Below are 23,333 nucleotides of genomic sequence, written 5' to 3' on the forward strand. Positions count from 1 at the left end.
GGCCCTGTTTATCGACCGTGCCGATAGGCACGCCTGAAAAACCAGACCACTATTTCTGAATTCTCGGTAGGAGAAGGCCAGATTAGCAGGATTCGACGCAAATCGGCTACCACAGCCGCCCCTCATTCGCCGCAATTCTCGGGCCACTTGCCGCAATCACTCTTTCAGCAGATCGACTTCATTCCCCAAGGTAAAGAAGAATGTTGCCCCCTGCCCCGGTTGACTTTCCGCCCAGATTTCGCCGCCATGCCGGCGGATGATGCGCTGCACCGTTGCCAGCCCTACGCCATACCCTTCGAATTCTTCACTGGTGTGCAGGCGCTGGAATGCCCCGAACAGTCGGCTGGCATGGGCGGGCTCAAAGCCGACGCCATTGTCCCTGACAAAGTAGATCAGCTGCCCGTTGCGTTCGAAATGCCCGAATTCGATCTTGGCCTGCTCGACCGGGGCAGTGTATTTCCAGGCATTGTCGAGCAGATTCTGCAGCGCAGCCATCAGCAGGCGCTTATCGGCCAGGGTTACCATATGCGGATCAATCCTAACCTCGACCTGACGCTGCGGGGCATTTCTGGCCAGCTCTTCACAAAGCACGCCCGCCAGATCAGACATATCAACCGGTTCATTGCGCAATTCGCCACGCGAGAAGCGGTTGAGCTGCAACAGGGCTTCGATCAGATCTCCCATGCGGATGGCACCGCGCTGAATCCGATCGAGATAATCACGCGCCTGGGCATCCAGCCTGGGGCCGTAATCTTCGAGCATGATCTGGGCGAAGCCATTGATCGAGCGTAACGGCGCCCGGAGATCGTGTGATACCGAGTAGCTAAAGCTCTCCAGCTCGCGATTCGCGACAGACAGCGCCGCCGTGCGTGCTTCCACCAACTCTTCCAGTTTTTCGCGGTAGTGCAGCAACTCCGCTTCGGCCAGTTTTCGGGCATGAATATCCACAAAAAAACCTTGCACCAGCCGGCTGTCGCTTTCCGCCTGCTGGCTGCAGTAACACGCTACCCAGCTTGTGCTGCCATCCCGTTTGATCAACCGGCACTCAAACTCCGCCTGCGGCCGTTTGATCGCTGCCGTGAACTGATGCCAGTCTTCGGGATAGATGCGTGCCCGCAGCATGCCTTCAGCCTGCCACTCGCCTACCGTTACTCCGGTCAGACCTTCAATCTGCGGGCCGACGTATAGCAGTCGGTTACCTTCCTCATCACAGCTCCAGGCCACGATGCGAGTCGATTCCAGCAAGCGGCGGTAACGGGCCTCGCTTTCGGCCAGCGCCAAGGCGGCTGCTTTCTGGCGCCCGATGTCCTGCACGACAATCGAGAAATAGCGTGCTTCGCCATTTTCGCTACGGAACAGTGTCACCGTCGCCAACGACCAGACATGGCCGCCCCCTCGCTTCAGATAGCGGCGCTCGGTCGAAAAGTAGGTCACCTCGCCTTTTTCAAGCCGCTGCCGGGCAACCTCGCCATAGGCACGGTCTACCGGATGGATGATGTCCATCGGGCCCAGTTTGAATAATTCCTCGGCACTGTCGTAACCCAGCATGCTCAGTAGTTTGTTATTCACTCTGATCCATTTGAGTTGCGGGCTGACGTGCATGATGCCCACTACCGCCTGCTCGAACATGGCCCGAAATTCACGCGTGGTATCGCCCAGATCAGCCACCTGACGCCGGATCGCTGCCGTCATGCGGTTGAAGTTGCCCGCCAGCAGCGCTACCTCGTCCTTGCCCCTGGCATCCAGGGTAATGCCATAGTCGCCGTCCGCAACCGCTTTGGCCCCTTCGGTCAGCAGGCTCAGGCGATGTGTCACCCAATAGGCGATGAAGCTGAGCAGTACAAATGTCAGCAGTACCGACAAAGCCGAAATAGCCACGCCCTGGTTGAATAACTGGCGCTTGGCCTGCGCCACCAGTGAGGTAGACAGACCAAACCGCACCCGCCCCTCCTGCTGTTTGCCTAACAGCAAAGGCCGCTCGATATGCAGGATCGAGTTGGCCAGAGCATCGTCGAATGAGTTTGAGGCGGAAGGCAGGCGCAGCGGATCGTCCACACCGGCACTCGCCACCAGACGGTTGTTGCGATCAAACACCGCAACGTAGGCAATGCTTTTCTTGCCATCGCCGACGATTTCGCTGACGTTGTCGCGCACCGCCGCATAGTCGCCTTGCACCAGATAGGGCGAAATGGCGATGTTGAGCATGGGCACGGTTTGAGCAACCGTGTTCTCGGCCGAGGTGCGGATCACACTGTCGATGAGCCGCATGCTGTTGAAGAGCAGCAGCGCAAGCAGCACCACCTCGACAACCGTGCTGGCAAACAGCAGCCGGTAGCGCAACGAGTGAATGCCGGTCGTCGCGGTCTGCGTCATCGTGATGAATACCTCGTCCAGTAAGCCTTTTCGATGATCGACAGCAGAGGCTCGAAGTGCGCCAGCTCAGACTTGCCCAGCGGCTCCAGCGCAACCCCGGCGTGCGAGAAGTAGGCTGCGCCAGCCTGGGTATGCGGAATTTGCGAGATAGCCTCTTCCAGCCTTGCCACATCCGAATCTTTCAGATGATGCGGCACCATCACCACCAGCCACAGGCTGGAACGGCCTGACCCGATGATCCTGAGTTGCTCACGCAGATTCTCGGGTAAATGCTCGAACGCCATACGGGACGCCACCGCAGCAGCGCCCGGCTTGCTGATCGCGGCCAGCAGGGCATTGTTTTCAGTAGTGTGAGACTGGGTCGTGAAATCCCGCCCAGCCTGCAAACCGAAGCGGGAGAGAAACTGGGTGGCTTCGTAATTGACGAGGGACAACTGATCCGGCAGATGCAGATGTCGGCCTTTCAGATCGGACAACTGCGTGGCAGTCGCGTCCCGATTGATCAGAATCTGCGAAAAAAACTCGCTACGCATTCCGAGTAGTGGCCGGTAGCCGAGCTGGCGCTGCAGATACAACGCAATGTGAGGAGGCACCAGTACCACATCAAAGTCACCCCGCCCACAGCGCGCCAGAAAATGTACGGGGTCCGTCGCGGTGGCAATTGCCACCGAAGTGGCCAACCGCGATTCAAGGTGGGCACGCCAAGGGGCGAATTCGATAATCAGACTGCGGGGAGAGAGAAAAGGCACGATGCCCAGCGTGTAAGCCGCCAGCCCCAGGCTACTCCACCCGAGCATCAAAACGACAAACAGGCCGCGAGCCATAGGCAACTCCGTCACGAAACGGAGCAAGGGACTCCGCATTGCCTAATCATAGTCAGGATTTTCGCGGGAACTACCTGACTTGCACCGGTCTGGCTCCCACCCGATACCGCCAAGGAAACATCCCCGCTCATTCCAAACCTGTCATTGCTGGCGAAATGCGGTCCGAAAACAAAACCTCTACAGAACTTAGGTTCTGGCGCGGCTTTGAGCCACCCCCAACATGACAACGCCAGACAGGATCGCCAGCATGCCGGCGATGATCGGTGCCGAAATGGCTTCCTGCGCCAGAAAGACGCCAAGCAGTAAAGCCACAACCGGATTGGCATAGCACGAGCTGGTCGCCAAAGCCGGCCGCGTGTGCTTGAGTAACCAGATATAGGCGCTATAAGCCAGCATCGACCCCGCCACGATCAGATAAACCAGCGCCGCCCCGGCCTTGAACGTCACACTGGTCGGCACCGACTCACCATTGAGCCAGGCCAGGGGCAGACAGAAAATGCCACCAGCCAGCATCTGCATGGCACTCGACATCGGCCCCTGTGGCATATCCAGCCGAGGCATCCAGGCAGAAGCCAGACCCCAGACAATACAGGCCGCCACCACCAAACCCACGCTGAATGGCTCTGCGCGCAGATTGCCATCAAGATTCAAAAGCACGATGCCGGCAAAGCCGACGGCAATGCCGGCCCACTCGATCCGGCGGGCCTTGACGCCCCAGAACAGGCTCATCAGCACGGTTGCCAGCGGTGTCAGCGCCACTATCAGGGCGGCAACACCGGATGCAATATTTTTCTCGGCGATACAGACGGCACCATTACCGAAGGTCAGCATCATGAAGCCAACCCAAGCGGCATTGCGCAACTGGCGCAAGCTCGGCCATGGCAAACCGGACAGGCGCGCCCAGGCCAGCATCAACAAACCCGCCACAACAAAGCGGATTCCCGCCAGCGTCAGCGGTGGAAAACTTTCAAGCGCCCATTTGATGCCGAGGTAGGTCGATCCCCAAATGAGATAAGTCGCAGCAAGACAAAGCGGAATCAGCAGACGATTTGACACGATAGAAGCCATCACTCAAGAAGAGGCCAAGCATAGCATCCAGCCCCGACTGCCGACATTGCGAGCAACCGCGGGCTCCACCCACCAGCGGCAGCACTCCTACAATCAAACGCTTAGCCAAGCTTCCGCTCATCGCGGCCGTCGCCGGAACTCTTCGGCGTCTTGTCCGCATCGACCGCGAATGCGGCGCCAAGTATGAAATTTTCATAAAACGTTACGACTGGGCCTACAATTCAGGGTATCGAAACGTGCATCCCTGCTTGGGTGCAAGCTGCCATGTCCCCAGCGACACCGTTTATTCCTGATACTTACTGGCGGTCCCTGGCCGTTTTCAACCTGTTCCGCGTCACGGTCGCCATCGGCACCATGCTGGCGGGCTTTGTGGTCAGCGACCGCCTGTTTGCTTATCAGGAAGAGCGTGATTTGTATTACACGCTCACCAGTGTCTATCTTGCCTTAACCATTTTGCACAGCATCACCGTCCGCTTCAGACGGCCGAACTTCCGCATCCAGCTGACCTTTCATATGGCCAGCGACATCGGGTTCATTGTCGGGCTGATGCATATCTCGGGAGGCTTGAAGACCGGCATTGGCCTGATGTTGTTGCCGTATCTGGCAGTCGGCGGTCTGATCAGCCGGGGCCGAACCACCCTGTTTCATGCAGCACTGGCCAGCATTGCCCTGCTGTTGCAGCAGAGCTACCACTTCTTTATTCAAGATGGTGGTAGCGGCGATTTCCCGCAGGCAGCCATGCTGTCGATTGCCTGCTTTGCCGTGGCCTGGCTGGCGCATCGGCTCTCCAGCTATGCCACCGAAAGCGAGCAACTGGCGGAGAAGCGCGGCATTGACCTCGCCAATATGTCGCAGGTCAATCAGCTGGTTCTGCAGGATGTCTCCGATGGTGTGATTGTGATTGATGATCAAGGCACCATCCGCCAGAGTAATCAGCAGGCGGAGCGGCTGTTCGGGCCCGGTATTCTCGCTGGCAAGACATTGCTGGTCGAATACGCCCCGACTCTGGCGCTCGCAGTCGCTTACTGGCGGGCCGGCGCGGTGGTCGAGGCCACGCAGCCCGTTGCCAGCACCGATTCGCGCCTGGCGGCGCGACCACGCTTCGTCCCCATTCGCACGGCACGCGCCGAGGGCGGCGTGGTAATTTTTCTCGAAGATATGGAGCGGGTAAGACGTGAGGCGCAGCAGCTCAAGCTGGCCGCACTGGGCCGGTTGACTGCCAACATCGCCCATGAAATCCGTAACCCGCTCGGTGCCATCGGCCATGCTGCGCAGCTGCTGGCCGAAGAAACCACCGACCCGACCAGCCGGCGGCTGGTGGAGATCATCACCAGCAACACCCGGCGCCTGAACCATATGGTGCAGGAAGTACTGGAGCTTAACCGGCGCGACCGGGTGCAACCGGTTGAAATACGCTTGAAGGATTGGCTGGACCAATTCGTCGCCGAGTTTCGCGACGTTGAAAACATCCAGACGACCGTCCCCCTCAACTGTCCGGAATCGGTCGTCGTACGGTTTGATACCGGCCACCTGCATCAGGTGCTGTGGAATCTGTGTCGCAATGCCTGGCGGCACGGCCGGAAGCAGGAAGACAGCCTGCGCCTGACCGTTTGTCGTTACTACGATGTATGGGCCCTGGAAGTCGCCGACGATGGCCCCGGTGTCTCGCCGGAGCTGGAGCGGCAGCTGTTCGAGCCCTTTTTTACGACCGAGGCCCAAGGTACAGGTCTCGGGCTTTATATCGCCCGCGAGATATGCGCTGCTAACCATGCCGTGCTGGAATACGTACCACCGCCGGCTGGCGGCGCCGTCTTCAGGGTCACTTTCGATTTCAACTCATGAGTAAACGCACACCTAAAGCGGTTCCCAAAGTACTCGTTGTCGATGACGAACCAGATTTGCGCGAATTGCTCGAACTGACGCTGATCCGCATGGGGCTTGAAGTTGATACAGCCGCCAGCCTCGCCCAAGCTCGCAAGAAACTGGAAACCGGCAGCTATGACCTGTGCTTTACCGACATGCGCCTGGGCGACGGTCAGGGGCTCGACCTGATCCGTGAAATCAATACTGCAGGGTTAGACCTGCCGGTTGCCGTCATTACCGCCTATGGCAGCATGGATAACGCCGTCGAAGCGCTCAAACTCGGCGCTTTTGACTACCTCTCGAAACCGGTTTCACTCGATCAGCTGCGCACCCTGGTCAAATCGGCCCTTGATCTTGATCGCGGTCGAGAAGCCACGCGGGACGTTCCCAGCGGCGAAAAAGCCTTCATTGGTGATTCGCCCGCCATCCGTACTGCACTGGAGCTGGTAGACAAGCTGTCGCGCAGCCAGGCACCGGTCTATGTGACCGGGGAATCAGGCAGCGGTAAGGAACGGGCCGCCAGAATGATCCATGCCAAATCCAGCCGGTCGGACAAGCCTTTTGTCGCCGTCAACTGCGGCGCTATCCCCGAAAACCTGATGGAAAGCGAGTTCTTCGGCTACAAGAAGGGCGCCTTTACCGGTGCCGATAGCGAGCGGGACGGATTCTTTCAGGCCGCACATGGCGGCACCCTGTTTCTGGATGAGGTCGCCGATCTGCCGCTGCTGATGCAGGTCAAGCTGCTGCGGGTCATCCAGGAAAAGAAAGTGCGCAAGATTGGCGATACGCAGGAAACCCCGGTGGATGTGCGCATCGTTTGTGCCACCCACCAGAATCTTGCCAATTGCGTCGAAGAAGGCCGCTTCCGTCAGGATTTGTATTACCGGCTGAACGTCATCGAGCTGAAGATGCCTGCCCTGCGCGAAATGCGCGAAGACGTCGAAGCGATTGCCCGCCATGTGCTGCAACGACTGGCACAGCAATCCGGCCAGTCCGAGCCCAAATTGTCGAGCGAAGCGCTGGCCGCGCTGACCGCCTATGACTTTCCTGGCAACGTGCGCGAACTTGAAAACATCCTCGAACGCGCCCTGGCACTTTCTGACGGCCAGCAGATCGGCGTCGATGACCTGCAGCTGAAAGGCTCGGCTCAGGATATGGAATTGGGCACCTCCGCCGCCATCGGCGATAAATGCCCGTTGCAGGATTATCTCGATCGCGTCGAAAAAGAGGCGATTCTGGAAGCCCTCGACAAGACCCGCTTCAACCGTACTGCCGCCGCCAAGATTCTGGGCGTCACCTTCCGCTCATTGCGCTATCGGATGGAACGCCTGGGAATCAACTAGGCACTGTGGACGCATGCCATTGGGAATAGGGTGATCATGGTCACAGAATTTGCCACCGGACTCGTACTCTTGGTCTCCGCCCGGTGGATCTCCCCTTGGCTGCTCAACCGCGCCAACTGGTTGGTGCCATTGCTGATACTGGGCTGGCTGACCATGAGCGGCCTGCTGATCGGCGTTGGCTGGCACTTCGCCCGCAACTCGGGCTGGTGGCATGAGGGTGGCCCGACCCCGGCGCTGGTTTTCGTAGGTGCGGGTGCCATGCTGATCCTGTGTACCTTGCTGCCCTGGTTTCGCTATCGACGCTATTTGCGCGAGCTGGGGGAGAAATCCGGGCATTACTATGAATTCGATGGTCATCCGTTGCACGGCGTAGTCGATGAATACGGCGCCCTGTGGTTCTACGCCGACGAAATCGCCGACATTCTCGGCAAAGCCCCTCAAGACCAGCGCCGCATGCTGATCGGCATGCGCGACATCGACTGCCAACCCAGCGACGACCCCAAGCGCTTTTTGCTCTCTCAAACGGGCGTCGAACGGCTGCTGGAAAAACGCAGTGGACGCTATATCAACCGTATCGCCAATTTCCTGCTACGCGAGGTGTATCCCGTCCATAACAAACGCCGCGAAATGGGCAGGCTGGTGATTCATTAAGGGGATTGGCTGGCTCGTTACCTTGACACGCCATTACCCATTTAGCGCTTGGATTAAACGCCGTACGTACAAATATCCCCAAGCCTAAACCCCTTGCCTTCGGGCCAAGCGCCCAGTCATTCGCCGACCATAAAACCAATGGTAGGAATGAAATAGAAATCAATATAGAGAAATAACCATGTATAAAAAATCATCACTGACGTTATTTAAATTAAGCGGCATCACCATTGGCGAATTCAAATCTGAAGAAGATGAGACATATGGCGTATCCCGATCCATAACAAATCTGGAAAACAAAGCGTTTCATGATGGCTGGCAAACCAGCGAAGAATTAATAGACGCACTATTGCATGCATTACATGACAACAAAGGAAATTACGCAGGCTACAAAGTTGCACAGGCATTAATTCGCTGCAATCACATCAGCAACGATGTAATTGAATGCCTGGAACCCTGGAATAAACTTGTTTTCACATGGAAGAGAAATGGATTTACCTCAGAATCCATAGCCCGGAAATTATTAGAACTTGGCATCCCCCTCAACAACGAAAGCTTATCAAAAATCGATGACTGGCTAATAAACCCGGCCTCTTCGGTAGATAAGCACTACGACCTGCTGAGAAGCTTGTTTGGTGCAAGGCTATATTTAGGCGACCTGAGAGACAAGCACTGTTATTTTACTGATGACGATTACGCAATCTTCTTTTCCAATTTAGCATCAATATGCCATCCAAGCGTCCCAGTAGAAGAAGTCAAGCAACATCGGAATGACGATCTATGGGCAATTGAATACACACTCAATGGGAGAAAAAGTACATTCCATATTGAAAGCATGGGAACGTGGTTTAACATCGAGGGCATGCTTCTCAATTTCAATAGAATCATGCGTGAAGAAAATAGCAATCTACGTGCTTTTGGTTTTGATTCAAGCATGCTTGATGGTGGTCAATATGGTTACTTTATCGTTGCCGACAAGAATGCCTTCCCTCGAATTGCCGAGCAACTTCATTTACCCGTGTACACCCATGACACGGATATGGCCAATCATTCATCCCCAAATGATGCGTAAACGTTCTCCAGTTAAAACATTAAGCATGGGGCCGGATATCTTTTCCATAGCCGCTTAGCCATTCCCCTCTACCCGATTACGGCCGTTGCTCTTGGCGCGATACAGGTTGGTGTCGGCCAGCTGGCACAAACGGGCTGCACCGCTTTGATCACTGCCGGCCAGCGATGCCACGCCCAGGCTGGCGGTAACAATATCGGAAACTTCCGAACTGGCATGCGGTATGGCCAAAGCACTGATGGCTTCGCGGATCAGCTCAGCCACAGCCAAGGCACCAACCTGATCGGTTTCGGGCAACAGGCAGGCAAACTCTTCGCCGCCGATGCGTGCGGCAACATCGGCCGGGCGTTTGAGTGCCGAGGCAATCGCCGCCGCAACCCGCCGCAGGCAATCGTCGCCGGCCGGATGACCATAAAAATCGTTGTAACGCTTGAAATGATCGACATCGAGCAGCACCAGGGACAGGGGCAGTTCGCGCCGCAGGTGGCGGTGTGCCTCATATTCGATGGCCTGGTCAAAATGCCGGCGGTTGTAGAGACCCGTCAGCGAATCCGTAACGGCAAGCTTTTGCAGTAGCGCGCGTGAGCGTTTGATCTCCAGGTGGTTGCGCACGCGGGCGCGCACGATGGCGGGGCTGAAGGGCTTGCTGATGTAGTCCACCGCACCAATCTCCAGGCCCCGCGCTTCGGAACGGGGGTCTGACAGGGCCGTAACAAAAATCACCGGTATCTCGGCAGTGGTCGGGTCGCCTTTCAGCTCGCTGCACACAGCGTACCCATCCAGGTCAGGCAGCATGACGTCGAGCAGAATCAAGTCTGGCAGAGGGGCAAACCGGGCCCGCAGCAGCCCCTCCCGTCCCGTCAGGGCAAACCGGACGTCGTAGTGCTCCAGCACGGCAGCCAACACTTCTATATTGGCCGGTTCGTCATCGACGATCAGGATGGTGGTGGGCTGCATGGCGAATCGTTATTAGAAAGTTCTCGTCACGGCAATCGAAATCAAGCTCATGTCGCCGACTCCATCGCCTGCAACACGGCGCGGACCTGCTCGCTGGCCGCCTGGAAGTCCAATGCTTCAATCAGTTGGCCTATCGTCTGGGCTGCGGTTGCGTCGTGGCTGGTCAAGGCTGGGGCCAGCTCGATGAAGGCTTTGCGGGCACGCAGGCTATGGCTTTGCAGCAGGCCATCCAGCTCACGCAAACCAGATTGCACCATGGCTGCCGGGCCGGCCTGGGCCGGCACTGTCGTGGAGGCTGGAGCATCGAGTGCCGACAGGCTTTGCATGGCGCTTTTCAGCGCATCATCGAGTTGTTGCAGCTCGTCATCCGCAGCTTCGCCCGATTTGAGTTTTAACTCAAGTACCCGCGCCGCAGAAAATACCTGATTCGCGCTGAGTGTTCCCGCCATGCCTTTGAGGGTATGGGCTAATCGCTCGGCTTCTTCTGGCTGCCCTTCTGCCAGCAGGCTGCGTAGACGCGATACGCTGTCTGCGTAGTTATCACGTAGGCGCAGCAGCAGGCGCTTGAGTAACTCGGGCTTATCGCCCAGCCGGTCGAGCGCCTCGGCAACATCAAACCCAGGTAAATCGGGCAAGCCCGGTGCCACATCAGGCGGGGCGGAGACTGTCTCGGCAACTGGCAAAGCGGCGGGAGCAGGTTCCGGGCTGGGCTGCTCGGCGGCAGGTTTGCGGACCCAGGCCAGAATGGTCTGGACCAGTTTTGGCGGGTCGATCGGTTTGCTCAAGTGGTCGTTCATGCCTGCCGACAGGCAACGCTGGCGCTCGACATCCAGCGCGTGGGCAGTCATGGCGATGATGGGAAATTGCTCGGGCGTGCGATAGCGGCGGATTTCGCGCGTTGCCTGCATGCCATCCATTTCCGGCATCTGCACATCCATCAGCGCAAGATCAATCTGCAGCGAGGCATCCAGCGCCAGCTTCACCGCTTCGGCACCGTTGCTGGCCACATGCAGCCTCGCCCCCATGGAAGTCAGCAAGGATTGGCCGAAGTCACGCAGGACATCGTTATCTTCGGCCAGCAACAGCGTCAATCCTCTGAGTGGACTGGGTTCGCGGGCTTTCGCCTGCAATTCGCCCTGGGCCTGCTGGCGCTCGGGGGACTGGGCAACGACATCAATAATGGCGTTGAACACCTGTGAGCGTTCGAGTGGCTTGGGCAGTACGCCAACAATGCCGACTTCGCGGGCTTTGGATGCCACTTCGTCCTGGCTGTAGCCGGTGACCATGACGATTTCAGGTGGATGGCTGTCTTTGCGTGTACAGTCAAAAATACGGCGAGCGGTTTCCAGGCCGTCCATGCCGGGCATGCGCCAGTCCACCAAAACCAGATCGAAGTGCTCGGGCGCGGCTTCATCGCCCAACACGCCCAAGGCCTCCATACCGGACGAGGCATGACGCACCTCCATCGACCAGGAGGCCAACATGCTGCCCAGCACGGCCCGGGCCGCCGCGTTGTCATCCACCACCAGCACCTTCATGCCACGCAAGGCCGCCACGCTGATTGCCGGACGCGGTTGTTCGCTCCCCCGCCCCAAAGGCAGGACAAAGCTGAATTCCGAGCCTTGGCCTGGCGTGCTGCGAACATTGATTTTGCCCCCCATCAACTCCACCAGCTGACGTGAAATAGCCAACCCCAGTCCGGTGCCGCCATAACGGCGGGTCGTCGAGGTATCGGCCTGACTGAAGCTCTGGAACAAGCGGCCAAGCTGGGTCTCATTCATGCCGATGCCGGTATCCCGCACCGAAAAGCGCACCGGCACCTGATCTTCCGCGCAGGGAGCAATGGCGACGGCAACCGTCACCGTCACCTCGCCACGCTCAGTGAACTTGATCGCGTTGTTGACCAGGTTCAGCAGGATCTGGCCCAGCCGCAGCGGATCGCCACACAGGCTGCCCGGTACGTTGCTATCGATCGAAAACAGCAGCTCCAGACCTTTGCTCTCCGCCTGCACGGCAGTAATCGAGCCCAGGTTGTCGAGAACATTGCGCAAGTCGAATTCGATATGTTCGATGTCGAGTTTGCCGGCCTCAACCTTGGAGAAATCCAGAATGTCGTTGATGACGCCCAACAAGGTTTTCGCCCCGGCCTGGACTTTCAGCAACAGGCTCTGCTGCTGGGGATTCAGCGGTGTATCCAGGGCCAGATGGGTATAGCCGAGTACCGCTGTCAGCGGAGTGCGGATTTCATGGCTCATATTGGCCAGGAATTCACTCTTGGCTCGCGTGGCAGCTTCTGAAGCTTCCTTGGCGGCAATCAGCTCGCGCTCGACACGCTTGCGTTCGGTGATGTCCTGAAACGCAGCAAACATGGCAGATTTGTTGTCGTAGGTGATACGAATCGCCGACAGCAATACCCAGTAGCCGCGCCCCGAACGCGAGCGCAGCATGATCTCGGTATCCCCAACCATGTCGCCCTGTTCCAGCCGGGCCACCAGCCGGTCGTAGTCTTCGCGGCTGTCGAACAGAAAATCACAGTCGGTGCTTGGGTATTCGACCAAATCAAACTGCGTGCCGAAGCGATGGTTGTAATAGAGCAAGGCACCGCCATCCAGCGCCGAGATGCAGAGCGGAAACGGCGAATTGTCGAGAATCGCGCGGAGCCGCTCTTCGCTGATACTGAGCGCAGCCGAGCTACTGCGCAGTTGCATCATGGCGTGACGGAACACACGCAAGGTCAGCGACATTGCGGTGATTTCATCGTGACCATCTTCGGGGATTTCGATGTCCTGATTCCCGGCTGCAATAGCGTGCATGCACGCAGTCAGCACGGTCAGCCGTGCGGTGATGCGCCGCCCGACATAGAAGTACGCCAGCACGATCGACAAGGTGATACTGGCCAGCGACAACGCAGCCAGCAGCCAGGATGCCTGCTGCAGCCGGTGATCCAGTTGACTGATCTCGGTATCAAGCCCGGCACCGACCTCCTCCCCAACCTGCCGGGCCAGGATCACCAGCTGCTCAGCCGCGCTGTGGTTGGCCTCGACCATCCTTTGCGAATCTACAATCAGCTCAAGCTGCTGCAGGCGAACCGAAAATACCCCATCGTCAGCACGCTGCAGGTCTTGGGCGTGCTGGCGGATGGCTTTGATCTGGCCTGGGGCCTGCAAATCTTTAAGAGTGCTCATCAACAATTTGGCGGTTTCGCGAAATTGCTGACGGATGTCGAGCAGTGCCGCAGCCGAAGCCGCAGACGATGCCTGCCCGGCCAGGCTGGCCAATAGATTGGCCTCGCCTTGCGCGCGTTGCGAGGCCGACAAGGAGCCAACCTGCTCGGCGACCAGCAGCACGACCGCATTGGTCGCCTCCTGGGTAATCGCATCGCTCTTGGAAATCAGCTGCAAGGTGTTTTGGCGGATCAATGGCGCCAGGGTTGCATCAAAGCGGGTGATAACGTCACGAAAGACTTGCTGCCGCAGCAGTGAATCGACACCGTCGGCCGCCAGATGACTCTGCAGCTTGCTGACCATCTGCTTGCCAGCTTCCTGCACAACGGGTCCGGCACGACCGAGATTGCGCTCAAACTCTGCCAACGCAGCGCGCAGCTTGGGCGTCTGCCCAGCCTGTGATGACTCGGACGCCATGGCCAGAACGCGGTAAGCATCGGTACGGGCCAGCAACATGCCATGCAAGGTGGTGAATTCCGAATCGATAAGGCCATGCACGGCCGCACCACTTTGAATCGAGATGCGACGGGTGGTTGAAAGGAGGTCTGCGTTCGCAGCGTCCACCACCGGCTTGATCGCCCGCAAAAACTGCTGCTGGCTGGTTGCCGTCTGGCCCAGCGCCACTTGCTTGCGTTGCTCCAGCTCCAGGCGGCGACCGACCAGCCGGTCGGTTTCTTCGGCACTACGGGTGATCGAATCGACAACCGGCCCGAGGCGATGTGCCGTGGCAGAACCACTGGCCCCGAGCCGTGAAACCTGTTTGGGCAGCGCATCGAGAACTTCATAGACGCGCTTCTGTGCCAGTTCACGTGCGGCAGGACTATCGGCGCTGGCCAGTGCCGATAACGCCGCTGACAACTCACGGCTACTGGCCTGCAAGGCCGCTGCAGCCACCGTTGCCGGAAAACTCTGATTGCTGACCGAGCTGAACGTCGTATCGACCGCCCGGAACGCCAGCAGGGATGCCACCGAGGCCACCAGTGTGGTTGCCGCAACCAAGCCGAATGCCAGTCGCAGGCGCATGGCAATGCTGCCTGTTGGCGATTTGAGCTGAAACGGTATCAGCGCCATGCTGCCCTAGCCAATCAAAGGCCGCATTGGCCGCCACCTGTCGGCCCGATAGGGTACTGAGCAGTCGCGGTGGTGAACACTCAATCGCCATCCCTCCCATAAACGCTACGAAACCCGCCAACCAGAGCCTGTCACATTGAAGAATGCAAGCCGCTTCTTGGATTTGATCTTCCCGCCTACCTATTATCGTATGGGCTAAGAAATCTGCTGGACATCCGCATGGACTGTCTCGGCAGCGCAACGTATTGGCAGAGGTCGGGGGCGCTGCGGGGAAGAGTGACGGATCAGGTCAGACGGGCGGGCCTGCCAATTTGAAGATATTCAGGAGGACATCATGAGCGACTCATCCCATATGTATGCCAGCACCCCCAAAGGCAAACCCTCACTCAGGGCGGCTTATGAAGCATGGTTGAAAAAGCACGCCCCCGCCCCATTGGTCCCCACCACCGGCGATCGACCGGACCCTGCCAAGATCAAGGTCGGGATTGTCGGTGGCGGTATGGCCGGGCTCTACTCGGCACTGCTGTTGCGTTCCCGTGGCGTTGATTGCCATATCTTCGAAGCCAGCCCGGATCGACTGGGCGGCCGCGTGTATACCCACCGTTTCAATGATGACCCGAACCAGTACTTTGAGGCCGGCGCCATGCGCCTGCCTGACATTGAAGCCCAGCAACCGGTGTTTCATCTGGTGGACTATCTGAATGCCAAGCTACCTCCCGAAAAGCACATCAAGCTGATTGATTACGTGCTGTATGACCAGAAGGGCAATCTGGTGTACGTCAACGGCAAGCGCGGCCCGGACGGCCAGACCATGACCGTCGCGTATGCCGACCAGCACCCCGAAGACCTCGACTTCCCCCTCCCCCCCAAAGATCGCAATAAAACGGCCTCGCAGCTGCTGAACGAAGCTATTGGCAAGTTTGAGAAGCTGCTGGCCGAGGACTTCGATGCCGGCTTTGCCCTGCTGATGAAGTACGACAATTACTCGATGTACACCTATCTGACTCAGGAATGCGGCTGGTCTGCCGCCAAGGTGAACTACGTCGAAACCATGACTTCGCAAACCAACCAGTTCCAGAACAGCTTTACCGAGCTGGTAATCGAAAACATGGATTTCTCCAACGCCAAGTGGAAAACCATCGAACACGGCATGGACCGTCTGCCCAATGGCTGTGCCGATCTGTTCGGGCGTGAGCACATCACCATGGGTACTCAGGTACACAAAATCGAAAACCTGCCGGGCGGAAAGGTGGCGATTCATCACACCAAATCCGACATGCCAGCCGTGTTCGACCGAGTCATCATGGCGATACCGCCCGCAGCGCTGCGGATGATCCAGACCCCGCAATGGTCGGTACCCAAGATGCACGGCATCCGCGCCATGCACTATGAACCGCTCTACAAGATCGGCCTGCGCTTCAAGAGCCGGTTCTGGGAACACACGCCCAAGCCTTCGAATGGGGGCCAGTCGATCACCGATCTACCCTCTCGCTGGTGCGTCTATCCTTCATACGGCATCGGCGACAATGGCAAAGGCGTACTGCTGCTTTACTCGTGGATGACTGATGCCTACAACTGGCTGGCCCAATCACAGGAGAACCGCGTGCGGCTGGCGCTGGACAACCTGAACACTCTGTACAACGGTCAGGTGGATGTTTATGGTCAGTACATCGAGTCATTCGACGTTGCCTGGTCACTGGAATGGGCAACCGGTGATGCCATGTTCTTCCCAGGCCAGTTCCGCAGCCTGTTTGCCATTGCCCGTCAGCCCGAAGGTCACGTCTACTTTGCGGGTGAGCACCTGAGTGTGCACCACACCTGGATCGTCGGCGCGCTCGACTCGGCCCTGCTGGCATGCCAGCAACTGCTCCACGACCCGCATCTGAAACCATTGCGTCCACCGCACCTGTCTGACATGCCCGCGCACGACTACGACTACAGCAGCGCTGTCGAAGCCGCGACACCAGAAGCGGCCTTCGCCCGCTAAAGCCGCATTCGCCCCCCGCACTGCGCAACATCGGGGGGCGGATTGCCGCGTCAAACCATGCCCGCCATAACCTGACAATCCGGGGCTCGCCGGCGGCAGGAGGAACACATGCCAACAAAACTATTCATCCCGTTTGCGCTAGGCCTGGCCCTGCTCTCCAGCCAGGCACCCGCAGCAGAATCGCCCCCCTCTGCGACCATGCTCAAGGTATTTGGCTCATGGGATATGCTGAGTCAGTACAAGGACTTCGAAAAGCCGTTCTGGACCGAAGCCGTGCCCAAGCTATCGGAGGGGCGCCTTGGTGTAGAGCTGACACCCTTTAATCAGGCTGGTCTCAAGGGTTCGGAAATGATCCGGCTGATGCGTCTTGGCATGGCAGACTTCGGCACCACCGTACTCAGTTACGTTTCAGCGGAAGACCCCATCGTCGAAGGCGTGGATCTGGGCGGTCTGGCGCCCGACATTGCCACGGCGCGCAAGGTAGCCGACACCGGTCTGCCAGCGCTGAGCCGGCACTTTGAGAAAAAATACGGCATCCGGGTGCTAGCACTGTGGCCTTATCCCGCGCAAATGCTGTTGTGCAAAGGTCCGATTTCCGGCCTGGAGTCGTTGAAAGGCCGGAAGATACGGGTCAGCCTGCGCACCACCAGTGATCTGATTGAATCTTTTGGCGCCGTCACCCTCAGCGTGCCATTCGACGAAACCTACGCCAAAATCAAGGATGGCAGCGTGGATTGCCTGGTCACCGGCACCTTGCCGGCATACACCGCCAAGTTCTACGAAGTCACCACCCACCTCTACAACCTGCCACTGGGCTGGAGCATGATGTTGCTCGGCGTCAACAGCAGCAGCTGGGACAAGCTTGAGAGCAAGGATCAAACAGCATTGCGCGAGGGTATCCGCAAGCTATCGGATGACTTATGGCACGCCGCTGAATCGCAGACGGCCCTCGGCATTGCCTGCAATAGCGGCAGTGACCGCTGCGCGTTGGACACAAAAGGCAGTATGACCATCGTTGAAGCCAGCGATTCTGATCGCAGCAAGGTCAAACATCTACTCAAACAGGCTGTGGTGAAACGCTGGTTCGAACGTTGCGGCAGTGAATGCAGCAAGGAATGGAGCAAAACCGTCGGCAAAGTGATTGGCCTTGGCGCGACCCCATAGACCGGCGAAGTAGCAGGTTGGCACCCTGGTTGACCTCCCGATCTACGCCGGGCCGAGTTTTGGGGTGAGGCCACGCGGTTTAGCGGGCTAAATAAGCGAACCCGGACGACGCCCTGCCCCAAACTCGACCTCAGCCTTTCGTGGTGGTTGCCGCAATGCAGCTTACCGCCCCCCCGTGCGGGGACGGGGGGTTGCGCCGGATTGGGGCTAGCTGCGGCCTTAACTGCCAGGTTGTTGGCGTGCACTGCAAGCCTTACAGCCTGCGCAACTTGGTGGAAAATCGCGTGGCTTACCCCTAAGTGGCGCGCTTTTCGCCTGCCATCAGACCCACATCCGACGAAACGCAATCCGAAAACAAAACGTCAACAAAGCCTACTATTTCTGGCAGAAACGCTGAAACGGCACGATCCGATCATCCGTTTCAGGGTGGGTCGATAACCAGCTGGGAATCCCATCCTGCTTGCCGGCCTTACGCTGATACCAGCCCTCCAGGCGCCCCATTGCTGTTGCAAAGTAGCAAGGCGAGATATTCCGACGCGGCAGCATCTGCAGGGCGAAATCATCGGCCTCGTTTTCAAAATCCCGGTTGTACTTGAGCTGCGCCACCAGCACAGGCGCCGATGCCAGCACACTTCCCAATGAGGCCACCTCGCCCGTCAGCATCGCCGTCACCGCCGACAAGCCTGCGGCCCGCATCAGGCCACGAATACTGTGCCGATAATTGACGTGCCCCATTTCATGCGCCAAAACAGCCATCACTTCCCGATCATCTTTGGTCAACGCCACCAGTTCATCCGTCAAGACGATGGTCCCGCCCGGCAAGGCGAAAGCATTGGGGCCGATCTCCGGCGCGGCCCGGAACTCCAACCGATAATGGTTGGCGTCCTTGCCAGCCAGCTCGGCAAAGCGGCGTAGTAGCTCGGTTTGTCGCTGCGCAGGCAGCTTGCTCGGCTTAACCCAGTCTTCATCCACCGCTTCCAGTACCTCTCTGCCCAAACTGGCTTCGGTGTTGGCATCCACCACGTCTGCCGCCCGATCGGCCACCCACGGCAAGCCCCAACGATAGGTGACAAATGCAGACGCCATCAGAATGATCAAACTCAATGCAATCCAACGCTTGCCTGACTCCAGCCGCTGCAACCAGCCGCGCTCCTCGCCCATCAACAGACGGAAGCCCTGCCGATCGGCGACTTCGATCTGACCTCCGTCAGGAAGATCAATGCGGCGGGCCAGACTCCCCAACTCAGCTTGTATCGTGATATCGCCCAACCGGTATTTCTGGGTTCCGTAAGCATGATCGATGCAGAGGTGCCCTGCCTCCAGCCTCAGCGTGACGGGATGGGCATGCGACTGGGTACCGTCATGCCATTTGGCAGGCAAAGAACTCTTATTGATAGATTCAGACTGCACGTGACTCCACCCAAGGTAATGAATTAACGCGCTTCAATTAATGCGCTTCCGCCGGTCGCCTGTGCCCTTCCCGCCTACCAAACTCGCGCCAGACGAGATGGAAATTACGGTTACCCATCGTTCATCTGTGCTTAACGGCGTTTGGATGACTGCTGGCTTTGGGCTAAGCTTGAGCTGTTATGCTATGACAAATTGATACATTTGCCTCTATGTCGTACAAACCATGTCCACTTTGTGACACTGCCGGTGGCACGCTTGTCTGGCAAGGACCACTCTGGCGCGTGATTCTGGCTGAAGATGCCGACTATCCGGCCTTTGTTCGCGTTGTCTGGAGCCAGCACGTCGCCGAGATGAGCGACTTATCCACCGAGCACCAGCAATTATTAATGAATGCCGTGTTTACCGCCGAGTCGATATTGCGTGAACTGTTGCAACCAACCAAGATCAATCTGGCCAGCCTGGGTAACCAGGTACCACATCTGCATTGGCACATCATTCCGCGATTTGATGATGATCGGCATTTTCCGGACCCGATCTGGGCAGCGCCTCGGCGCGCTGCTAGCCATCCGCTGGATTCAGGGCTGATTGGGCGCCTCAAAGATCGCCTGCACGCCGCCATGACCCAACTCGCTAGCAATGGAGGCAATTGATGAAGGTCGATCTCGACCTGCCAGGGTTTGATGCTGATGCGCCGTTGGAGTTTGTTGACGCCCGTGGCTTTAAAGAGTGGCTGAAGCTGGTTCCGATGATCAATGTGCGGCAAGCACATACCGAGATTCTGGATACTTTGGCACGTTTGAACCGCGCACCCGTTCCGCCAGTCGAGCGTATCAAGATGCTCGAAATGCTGCGCGAACCCCTGTCCCTGCTGCAGGAAGAAAATACCAAACGCTATGCCGGCAAGCCATTTCCGCTTGCCGAAGCCGAAGCAGCAGTCTGGCATAGCAATGTCACACTCTGGCGCGAGATGTCGATCGGCTATCGCCATTGCTGGCGTGCCGCGCTTGATGGCGAATCGGGCATCAGCGATTACGTTGCACTGGCCGGACAACGCTCGATCCGCTATACGGCACTGGCCATCCGCGAGCACCATCTGGCCTATCGTGTGGTCAGCGAACTGGCCTGGAGCGAGCTGTTCGCCCTGTTCCGCCTAGCCGAAAACAATGAGCATTCGGTCAAAATCGTCAAAGACAGCCAGAACCGGCAAACCGAGCTGTCTTCCTGCGCCGCCGCATTTTCTCAGGCTCTGCTGCTGGCCGCCGCCAACCCTTCTGCGATGTCGATCAAGCAGATCCTGTGGGTGGATCGCCTGCTTGACCGCTGGTCCAATCAAACTCCCTTGCTGGTCAACCCGCCTCAGGATTGCGATAAAGGCATGCTGACCTTGCAGCTGGATCAACCCGGTGAGGCAAAGCGGCTTGACCCACCGCCTCGCGGGGAAACCTTCCGCTATATCGATACCGATTCCCTGGCGCGCAGCATCCGTAAACGCATCAAGTACCTGCGTGCTGGCGAATCACCGGCTCAGCTTGGTTTGGGTGAGGAATACTCGGCAACCGCTTCGGAGTCGTATCTGATCAGCCTGTATCAGGAATGGTGTGATATGCCGGTTGATCGAGCGCTTCCCCGCCATACGGCGGAAGGCATCGCAGAAATCACCACCACTATGGAGCAAAGCTATACTTTTATTGGTGGAGCGCCTTTCGATCTACCAGAACGCCCGTCTGAAATTCATGGCCGGGCCATCACCGACTTCCAGCTGTTTGGCAATGTTGCCCAGCACGTCAGCGCCAAGGCGGAGGTTGCTGCGCAGCACGTCGAAACCGAACGCTGGGACATCATCAATCAGAGCGCGTTGGGATTCCGCCTCTCCCGAACCAGCCCCGGCCAAAGGGTAGCGCATCACCAGCTGTTAGCAATACGCCCAGCGCCCGGTCAGCCTATCGTGTTGGGCACCATTCGCTGGATCAAGCAAGGTGAAAACGACGCGCTGGAGGCTGGGATACGGATTTTGCCAGGCATCCCGAAAACCATTGCCGTGCGTGCCACAGGTTTGAATACCTTCAGCAACAAGTTCACCCCGGCTCTGATGCTGCCGCCCGTTACCGCCCTGCAGACCCAACCATCTCTGGTTTTGCCTCTGCACTGGTTTAAAGCCGGTCGAATTCTGGAGGTGTATCAGGATGGGCAAATACGGCGCATGCGGCTGGACGGCCTGCTGGAGCGGGGATTGGATTTCGAGCGGATCTCTTTCAGCGGCGCACTGCATTGAGCTCCAACTGGCAGCCCCGGCCACTGAGGCTGATTCAGGTCCTGTTGACGTTTTGTTTCCGGTCGCGCCGGGCCGAGTTTTGGGGCAGGGTGAGAGCGGTTTAGCGAGCTTAACGCCGCTGGCGCAATGCCTCGCGGGCAAATGGCAGGGTAACCGGGCGTTTGGCTGCCAACGCTTCGCGGTCGAGCCAAGCGATGTCAGCAAATAATGAGGCCAGATCTCGGCCGCGATGGGTCACCAGATAACGGCAGACTTCTTCACCAATTTCCACACCACGCTCCAGCGCTCGTTGCTGTAGCAGCTTGATCTTGTCGTCGTCATTGGCGGGCCGCACTTCATAAACCAATCCCCACCCCATCCGGTTGCGCAAATCTTCGCGTAACGGCAGCTGCGACGGGGGCAGCGTACCTGCCGCCAACCAGGCCAGGCCTGCTTCACGCTGTTGGTTGTAGAGGTCGAATAAGGCAATCTGGGATGCAGGACTGGCGGCTTCGATGTCATCCACTACCAGCAGCTCAGCCATGGGCGCGTTGGCATCGACAAGCGAATGTGCATCAATGCGCGCGACAGCAAAGCCACCCGCCCGCGTAGCCTGCTCAGTCGCATTGAGCAAATGAGACTTGCCGGTACCAGTTACGCCCCAAATGTAGATGGCGCGCTCAGGCAACTTGCCACGGGCAAGCTCACTGAGCTGGAACACCAGCTCCGCATTTGCGCCGACAACAAAATTATCGAACGCAAATGGGTGGGGAAGCTCAAGATCGAGAGGAAGTTGTTTCAAGATAATCCAGCAACAGCATACAGCACCGAATTGTACCGGCTAGGCTCCACAGATATAAGGCTCACCGCAGAGGATTTGGCAGAAACTGTCTGCAATTTACCTGCAAACATCCAGCTCAGCGCCGATAGAGTGGACTTTCTACATAATGGGCCTTCATATGCCGAAGGGCTACCAGCAATGAAGCAGCCAAGGGCAATGCCAGCAGAACACCAACAAATCCAAAGAGTTGACCAAAGGCGAGCAAGGCAAAAATCACCGCAACCGGGTGCAAGCCGATACGTTCCCCCACTAGCGTCGGTGTGATGTAAAACCCCTCCAGTAACTGGCCAATCAGAAAAACACCCCATACCGGCAATAGGCCAATCACAGTGCCGAATTGCAAAGCCGCTGTCAGCGTAGCCAGCCCTGCCCCCACGATTACACCCAAATACGGGACAAAGACCAGAAAACCCGCAACTAAACCTATCGCCAATGCCGAATGCAAACCAGTGAAGGCCAGACCAATGCTGTAAAACGCCGCCATGATCAACATGACCGAAAACTGCCCACGCAAAAATTGTCCAAGCAGGCTGTCTATCTCACCACCTACCTGATGTACCTTGCCATGCCAGCTGCGAGGAATCAGCTCATCCACCATGCGGATCACCGCAGGCCAATCACGCAAGAAATAAAATAAGACCACCGGCAGCAGCAACATATTGGCCAACACACCAAACAGCGCGGCGCCGCCATCTGCCAGCGAGGGCAGGATTTTGTTCAGCGCAGCGCCTGCCGCATCAGAGTGAGAGGCCAGCCAAGCCTTGACCTGCTCTGGCTCCAGACGGATGTCTATACCAAACCGCTGCACTAAACCAGGCGCCAGTGTATCTTTGCCCCAGCTGATGACTTTGGGTAAATACCCCGCCAGCGCCCGTATCTGCTGCACAAACAAGGGCACGATCACCAGCAACATGCTCAATCCAGCAACGAATAAGCCGGTCATCACCAAGCCGGCAGAGAGGCTGCGCGGCAATCGATAGCGCGAAAGTCGGTCAACCAGTGGGTGCAGCATGTACGCGATAATGGCTGCCGCCACAAACGGCGCAAGAATCGGCGCCAGCAAATAAACCGTAGCGATGACTACAGCGAGAATCCCCAGCAAGGCGACTACTCGCCCTCCAGCAAAGCGTTTCTGTCTCATTTCGGGTAAAATGCAAGGAGTTTCCGTAGGTTGCAGCCTGTTTGCCCCGGCCGCGCCACATTAAACCATGTTTTGCGACGCATCATGTCGCCCCTTCTC

Annotated in this window: 16 protein-coding genes; 8 read left to right on the top strand and 8 right to left on the bottom strand. The window is 57.9% G+C overall.

The genetic code is table 11. From position 1 onward, the window contains the following. Positions 1-156 precede the first annotated feature (156 nt). The 3 genes from PZA18_RS03475 to yedA all read right to left on the bottom strand — a co-directional run bounded on the left by PZA18_RS03475 (position 157) and on the right by yedA (position 4,253). A complete protein-coding gene (locus PZA18_RS03475; RefSeq protein ID WP_284099400.1) occupies positions 157-2,373 on the bottom strand; it encodes a PAS domain S-box protein in 2,217 nt (738 codons plus the stop codon). After that, entirely contained in the window at positions 2,370-3,197 is an 828-nt protein-coding gene (locus tag PZA18_RS03480; RefSeq protein ID WP_284099401.1) for a PhnD/SsuA/transferrin family substrate-binding protein, read from the bottom strand. Before PZA18_RS03480 ends, PZA18_RS03475 begins: the two co-directional genes overlap by 4 nt. Before the next feature lie 186 nt (positions 3,198-3,383). Continuing rightward, entirely contained in the window at positions 3,384-4,253 is an 870-nt protein-coding gene (yedA, locus tag PZA18_RS03485; RefSeq protein WP_284099402.1) for a drug/metabolite exporter YedA, read from the bottom strand. A 276-nt stretch (positions 4,254-4,529) separates the two neighbouring features. On the opposite strand from yedA, the gene PZA18_RS03490 reads away from it, so the two are divergent. The 4 genes from PZA18_RS03490 (at position 4,530) to PZA18_RS03505 (ending at position 9,191) form a co-directional block, all read left to right on the top strand. Then, positions 4,530-6,107 (top strand): two-component system sensor histidine kinase NtrB, encoded by a 1,578-nt coding sequence (locus PZA18_RS03490; protein ID WP_284099403.1) that lies wholly within the window; start codon positions 4,530-4,532, stop codon positions 6,105-6,107. Continuing rightward, positions 6,104-7,471 carry a sigma-54-dependent transcriptional regulator gene (locus PZA18_RS03495; protein WP_284099404.1) on the top strand — a complete coding sequence of 456 codons (1,368 nt, stop codon included), beginning with the start codon at positions 6,104-6,106 and terminating at the stop codon, positions 7,469-7,471. The genes PZA18_RS03490 and PZA18_RS03495 overlap by 4 nt, the downstream gene beginning before the upstream one ends. 36 nt (positions 7,472-7,507) lie before the next feature. After that, a complete protein-coding gene (locus PZA18_RS03500; RefSeq protein WP_284099405.1) occupies positions 7,508-8,122 on the top strand; it encodes a hypothetical protein in 615 nt (204 codons plus the stop codon). Between the two features lie 178 nt (positions 8,123-8,300). Beyond that, positions 8,301-9,191, top strand: a complete 891-nt coding sequence (locus PZA18_RS03505) for a hypothetical protein (protein ID WP_284099406.1) — start codon at positions 8,301-8,303, stop codon at positions 9,189-9,191. Between the two features lie 54 nt (positions 9,192-9,245). Here the strand turns inward: PZA18_RS03505 and PZA18_RS03510 are convergent, their stop codons facing one another. Both PZA18_RS03510 and PZA18_RS03515 read right to left on the bottom strand, forming a co-directional pair. After that, on the bottom strand, positions 9,246-10,145 hold the full coding sequence (locus tag PZA18_RS03510) for a diguanylate cyclase (protein WP_284099407.1): 900 nt from the start codon (positions 10,143-10,145) through the stop codon (positions 9,246-9,248). 47 nt (positions 10,146-10,192) lie between these two features. Continuing rightward, positions 10,193-14,440, bottom strand: a complete 4,248-nt coding sequence (locus PZA18_RS03515; protein ID WP_284099408.1) for a response regulator — start codon at positions 14,438-14,440, stop codon at positions 10,193-10,195. A 334-nt stretch (positions 14,441-14,774) separates the two neighbouring features. On the opposite strand from PZA18_RS03515, the gene PZA18_RS03520 reads away from it, so the two are divergent. Together PZA18_RS03520 and PZA18_RS03525 are read left to right on the top strand one after the other, a co-directional pair. Beyond that, a complete protein-coding gene (locus PZA18_RS03520) occupies positions 14,775-16,427 on the top strand; it encodes a flavin monoamine oxidase family protein (RefSeq protein WP_284099409.1) in 1,653 nt (550 codons plus the stop codon). A gap of 108 nt (positions 16,428-16,535) precedes the next feature. After that, positions 16,536-17,591, top strand: coding sequence for a TRAP transporter substrate-binding protein (locus PZA18_RS03525; RefSeq protein WP_284099410.1), 1,056 nt, complete (start codon positions 16,536-16,538; stop codon positions 17,589-17,591). Between the two features lie 375 nt (positions 17,592-17,966). Here PZA18_RS03525 and PZA18_RS03530 read toward each other — a convergent pair whose 3' ends face one another. Further along, positions 17,967-19,001: a M48 family metallopeptidase gene (locus PZA18_RS03530; RefSeq protein ID WP_284099411.1), complete on the bottom strand. Its 1,035-nt coding sequence runs from the start codon at positions 18,999-19,001 to the stop codon at positions 17,967-17,969. Positions 19,002-19,210: 209 nt separating this feature from the next. On the opposite strand from PZA18_RS03530, the gene PZA18_RS03535 reads away from it, so the two are divergent. Both PZA18_RS03535 and PZA18_RS03540 read left to right on the top strand, forming a co-directional pair. Next, positions 19,211-19,651 carry an HIT family protein gene (locus PZA18_RS03535; RefSeq protein ID WP_284099412.1) on the top strand — a complete coding sequence of 147 codons (441 nt, stop codon included), beginning with the start codon at positions 19,211-19,213 and terminating at the stop codon, positions 19,649-19,651. Continuing rightward, complete coding sequence (locus tag PZA18_RS03540; RefSeq protein WP_284099413.1) at positions 19,651-21,273, top strand: hypothetical protein; 1,623 nt, start codon at positions 19,651-19,653, stop codon at positions 21,271-21,273. Before PZA18_RS03535 ends, PZA18_RS03540 begins: the two co-directional genes overlap by 1 nt. A 109-nt stretch (positions 21,274-21,382) precedes the next feature. Here PZA18_RS03540 and hda read toward each other — a convergent pair whose 3' ends face one another. Continuing rightward, entirely contained in the window at positions 21,383-22,054 is a 672-nt protein-coding gene (gene hda / locus PZA18_RS03545; RefSeq protein WP_284099414.1) for a DnaA regulatory inactivator Hda, read from the bottom strand. 115 nt (positions 22,055-22,169) lie between these two features. Further along, entirely contained in the window at positions 22,170-23,234 is a 1,065-nt protein-coding gene (locus PZA18_RS03550) for an AI-2E family transporter (RefSeq protein WP_284099415.1), read from the bottom strand. Positions 23,235-23,333 lie beyond the last annotated feature (99 nt).

Source organism: Parachitinimonas caeni (assembly GCF_030129945.1).
In the GTDB taxonomy this organism is placed as follows: domain Bacteria; phylum Pseudomonadota; class Gammaproteobacteria; order Burkholderiales; family Chitinimonadaceae; genus Parachitinimonas; species Parachitinimonas caeni.

What these genes read in the sequence shown, in the direction of transcription:
- PZA18_RS03535 (WP_284099412.1), top strand. Translation starts at nt 19,211, where the DNA reads ATGTCGTACAAACCATGTCCACTTTGTGACACTGCCGGTGGCACGCTT.
- PZA18_RS03495 (WP_284099404.1), top strand. Translation starts at nt 6,104, where the DNA reads ATGAGTAAACGCACACCTAAAGCGGTTCCCAAAGTACTCGTTGTCGAT.
- PZA18_RS03505 (WP_284099406.1), top strand. Translation starts at nt 8,301, where the DNA reads ATGTATAAAAAATCATCACTGACGTTATTTAAATTAAGCGGCATCACC.
- PZA18_RS03475 (WP_284099400.1), bottom strand. Translation starts at nt 2,373, where the DNA reads ATGACGCAGACCGCGACGACCGGCATTCACTCGTTGCGCTACCGGCTG.
- PZA18_RS03480 (WP_284099401.1), bottom strand. Translation starts at nt 3,197, where the DNA reads ATGGCTCGCGGCCTGTTTGTCGTTTTGATGCTCGGGTGGAGTAGCCTG.
- PZA18_RS03540 (WP_284099413.1), top strand. Translation starts at nt 19,651, where the DNA reads ATGAAGGTCGATCTCGACCTGCCAGGGTTTGATGCTGATGCGCCGTTG.
- PZA18_RS03500 (WP_284099405.1), top strand. Translation starts at nt 7,508, where the DNA reads ATGGTCACAGAATTTGCCACCGGACTCGTACTCTTGGTCTCCGCCCGG.
- PZA18_RS03515 (WP_284099408.1), bottom strand. Translation starts at nt 14,440, where the DNA reads ATGGCGCTGATACCGTTTCAGCTCAAATCGCCAACAGGCAGCATTGCC.
- PZA18_RS03510 (WP_284099407.1), bottom strand. Translation starts at nt 10,145, where the DNA reads ATGCAGCCCACCACCATCCTGATCGTCGATGACGAACCGGCCAATATA.
- PZA18_RS03550 (WP_284099415.1), bottom strand. Translation starts at nt 23,234, where the DNA reads ATGAGACAGAAACGCTTTGCTGGAGGGCGAGTAGTCGCCTTGCTGGGG.
- PZA18_RS03490 (WP_284099403.1), top strand. Translation starts at nt 4,530, where the DNA reads ATGTCCCCAGCGACACCGTTTATTCCTGATACTTACTGGCGGTCCCTG.
- PZA18_RS03525 (WP_284099410.1), top strand. Translation starts at nt 16,536, where the DNA reads ATGCCAACAAAACTATTCATCCCGTTTGCGCTAGGCCTGGCCCTGCTC.
- PZA18_RS03520 (WP_284099409.1), top strand. Translation starts at nt 14,775, where the DNA reads ATGAGCGACTCATCCCATATGTATGCCAGCACCCCCAAAGGCAAACCC.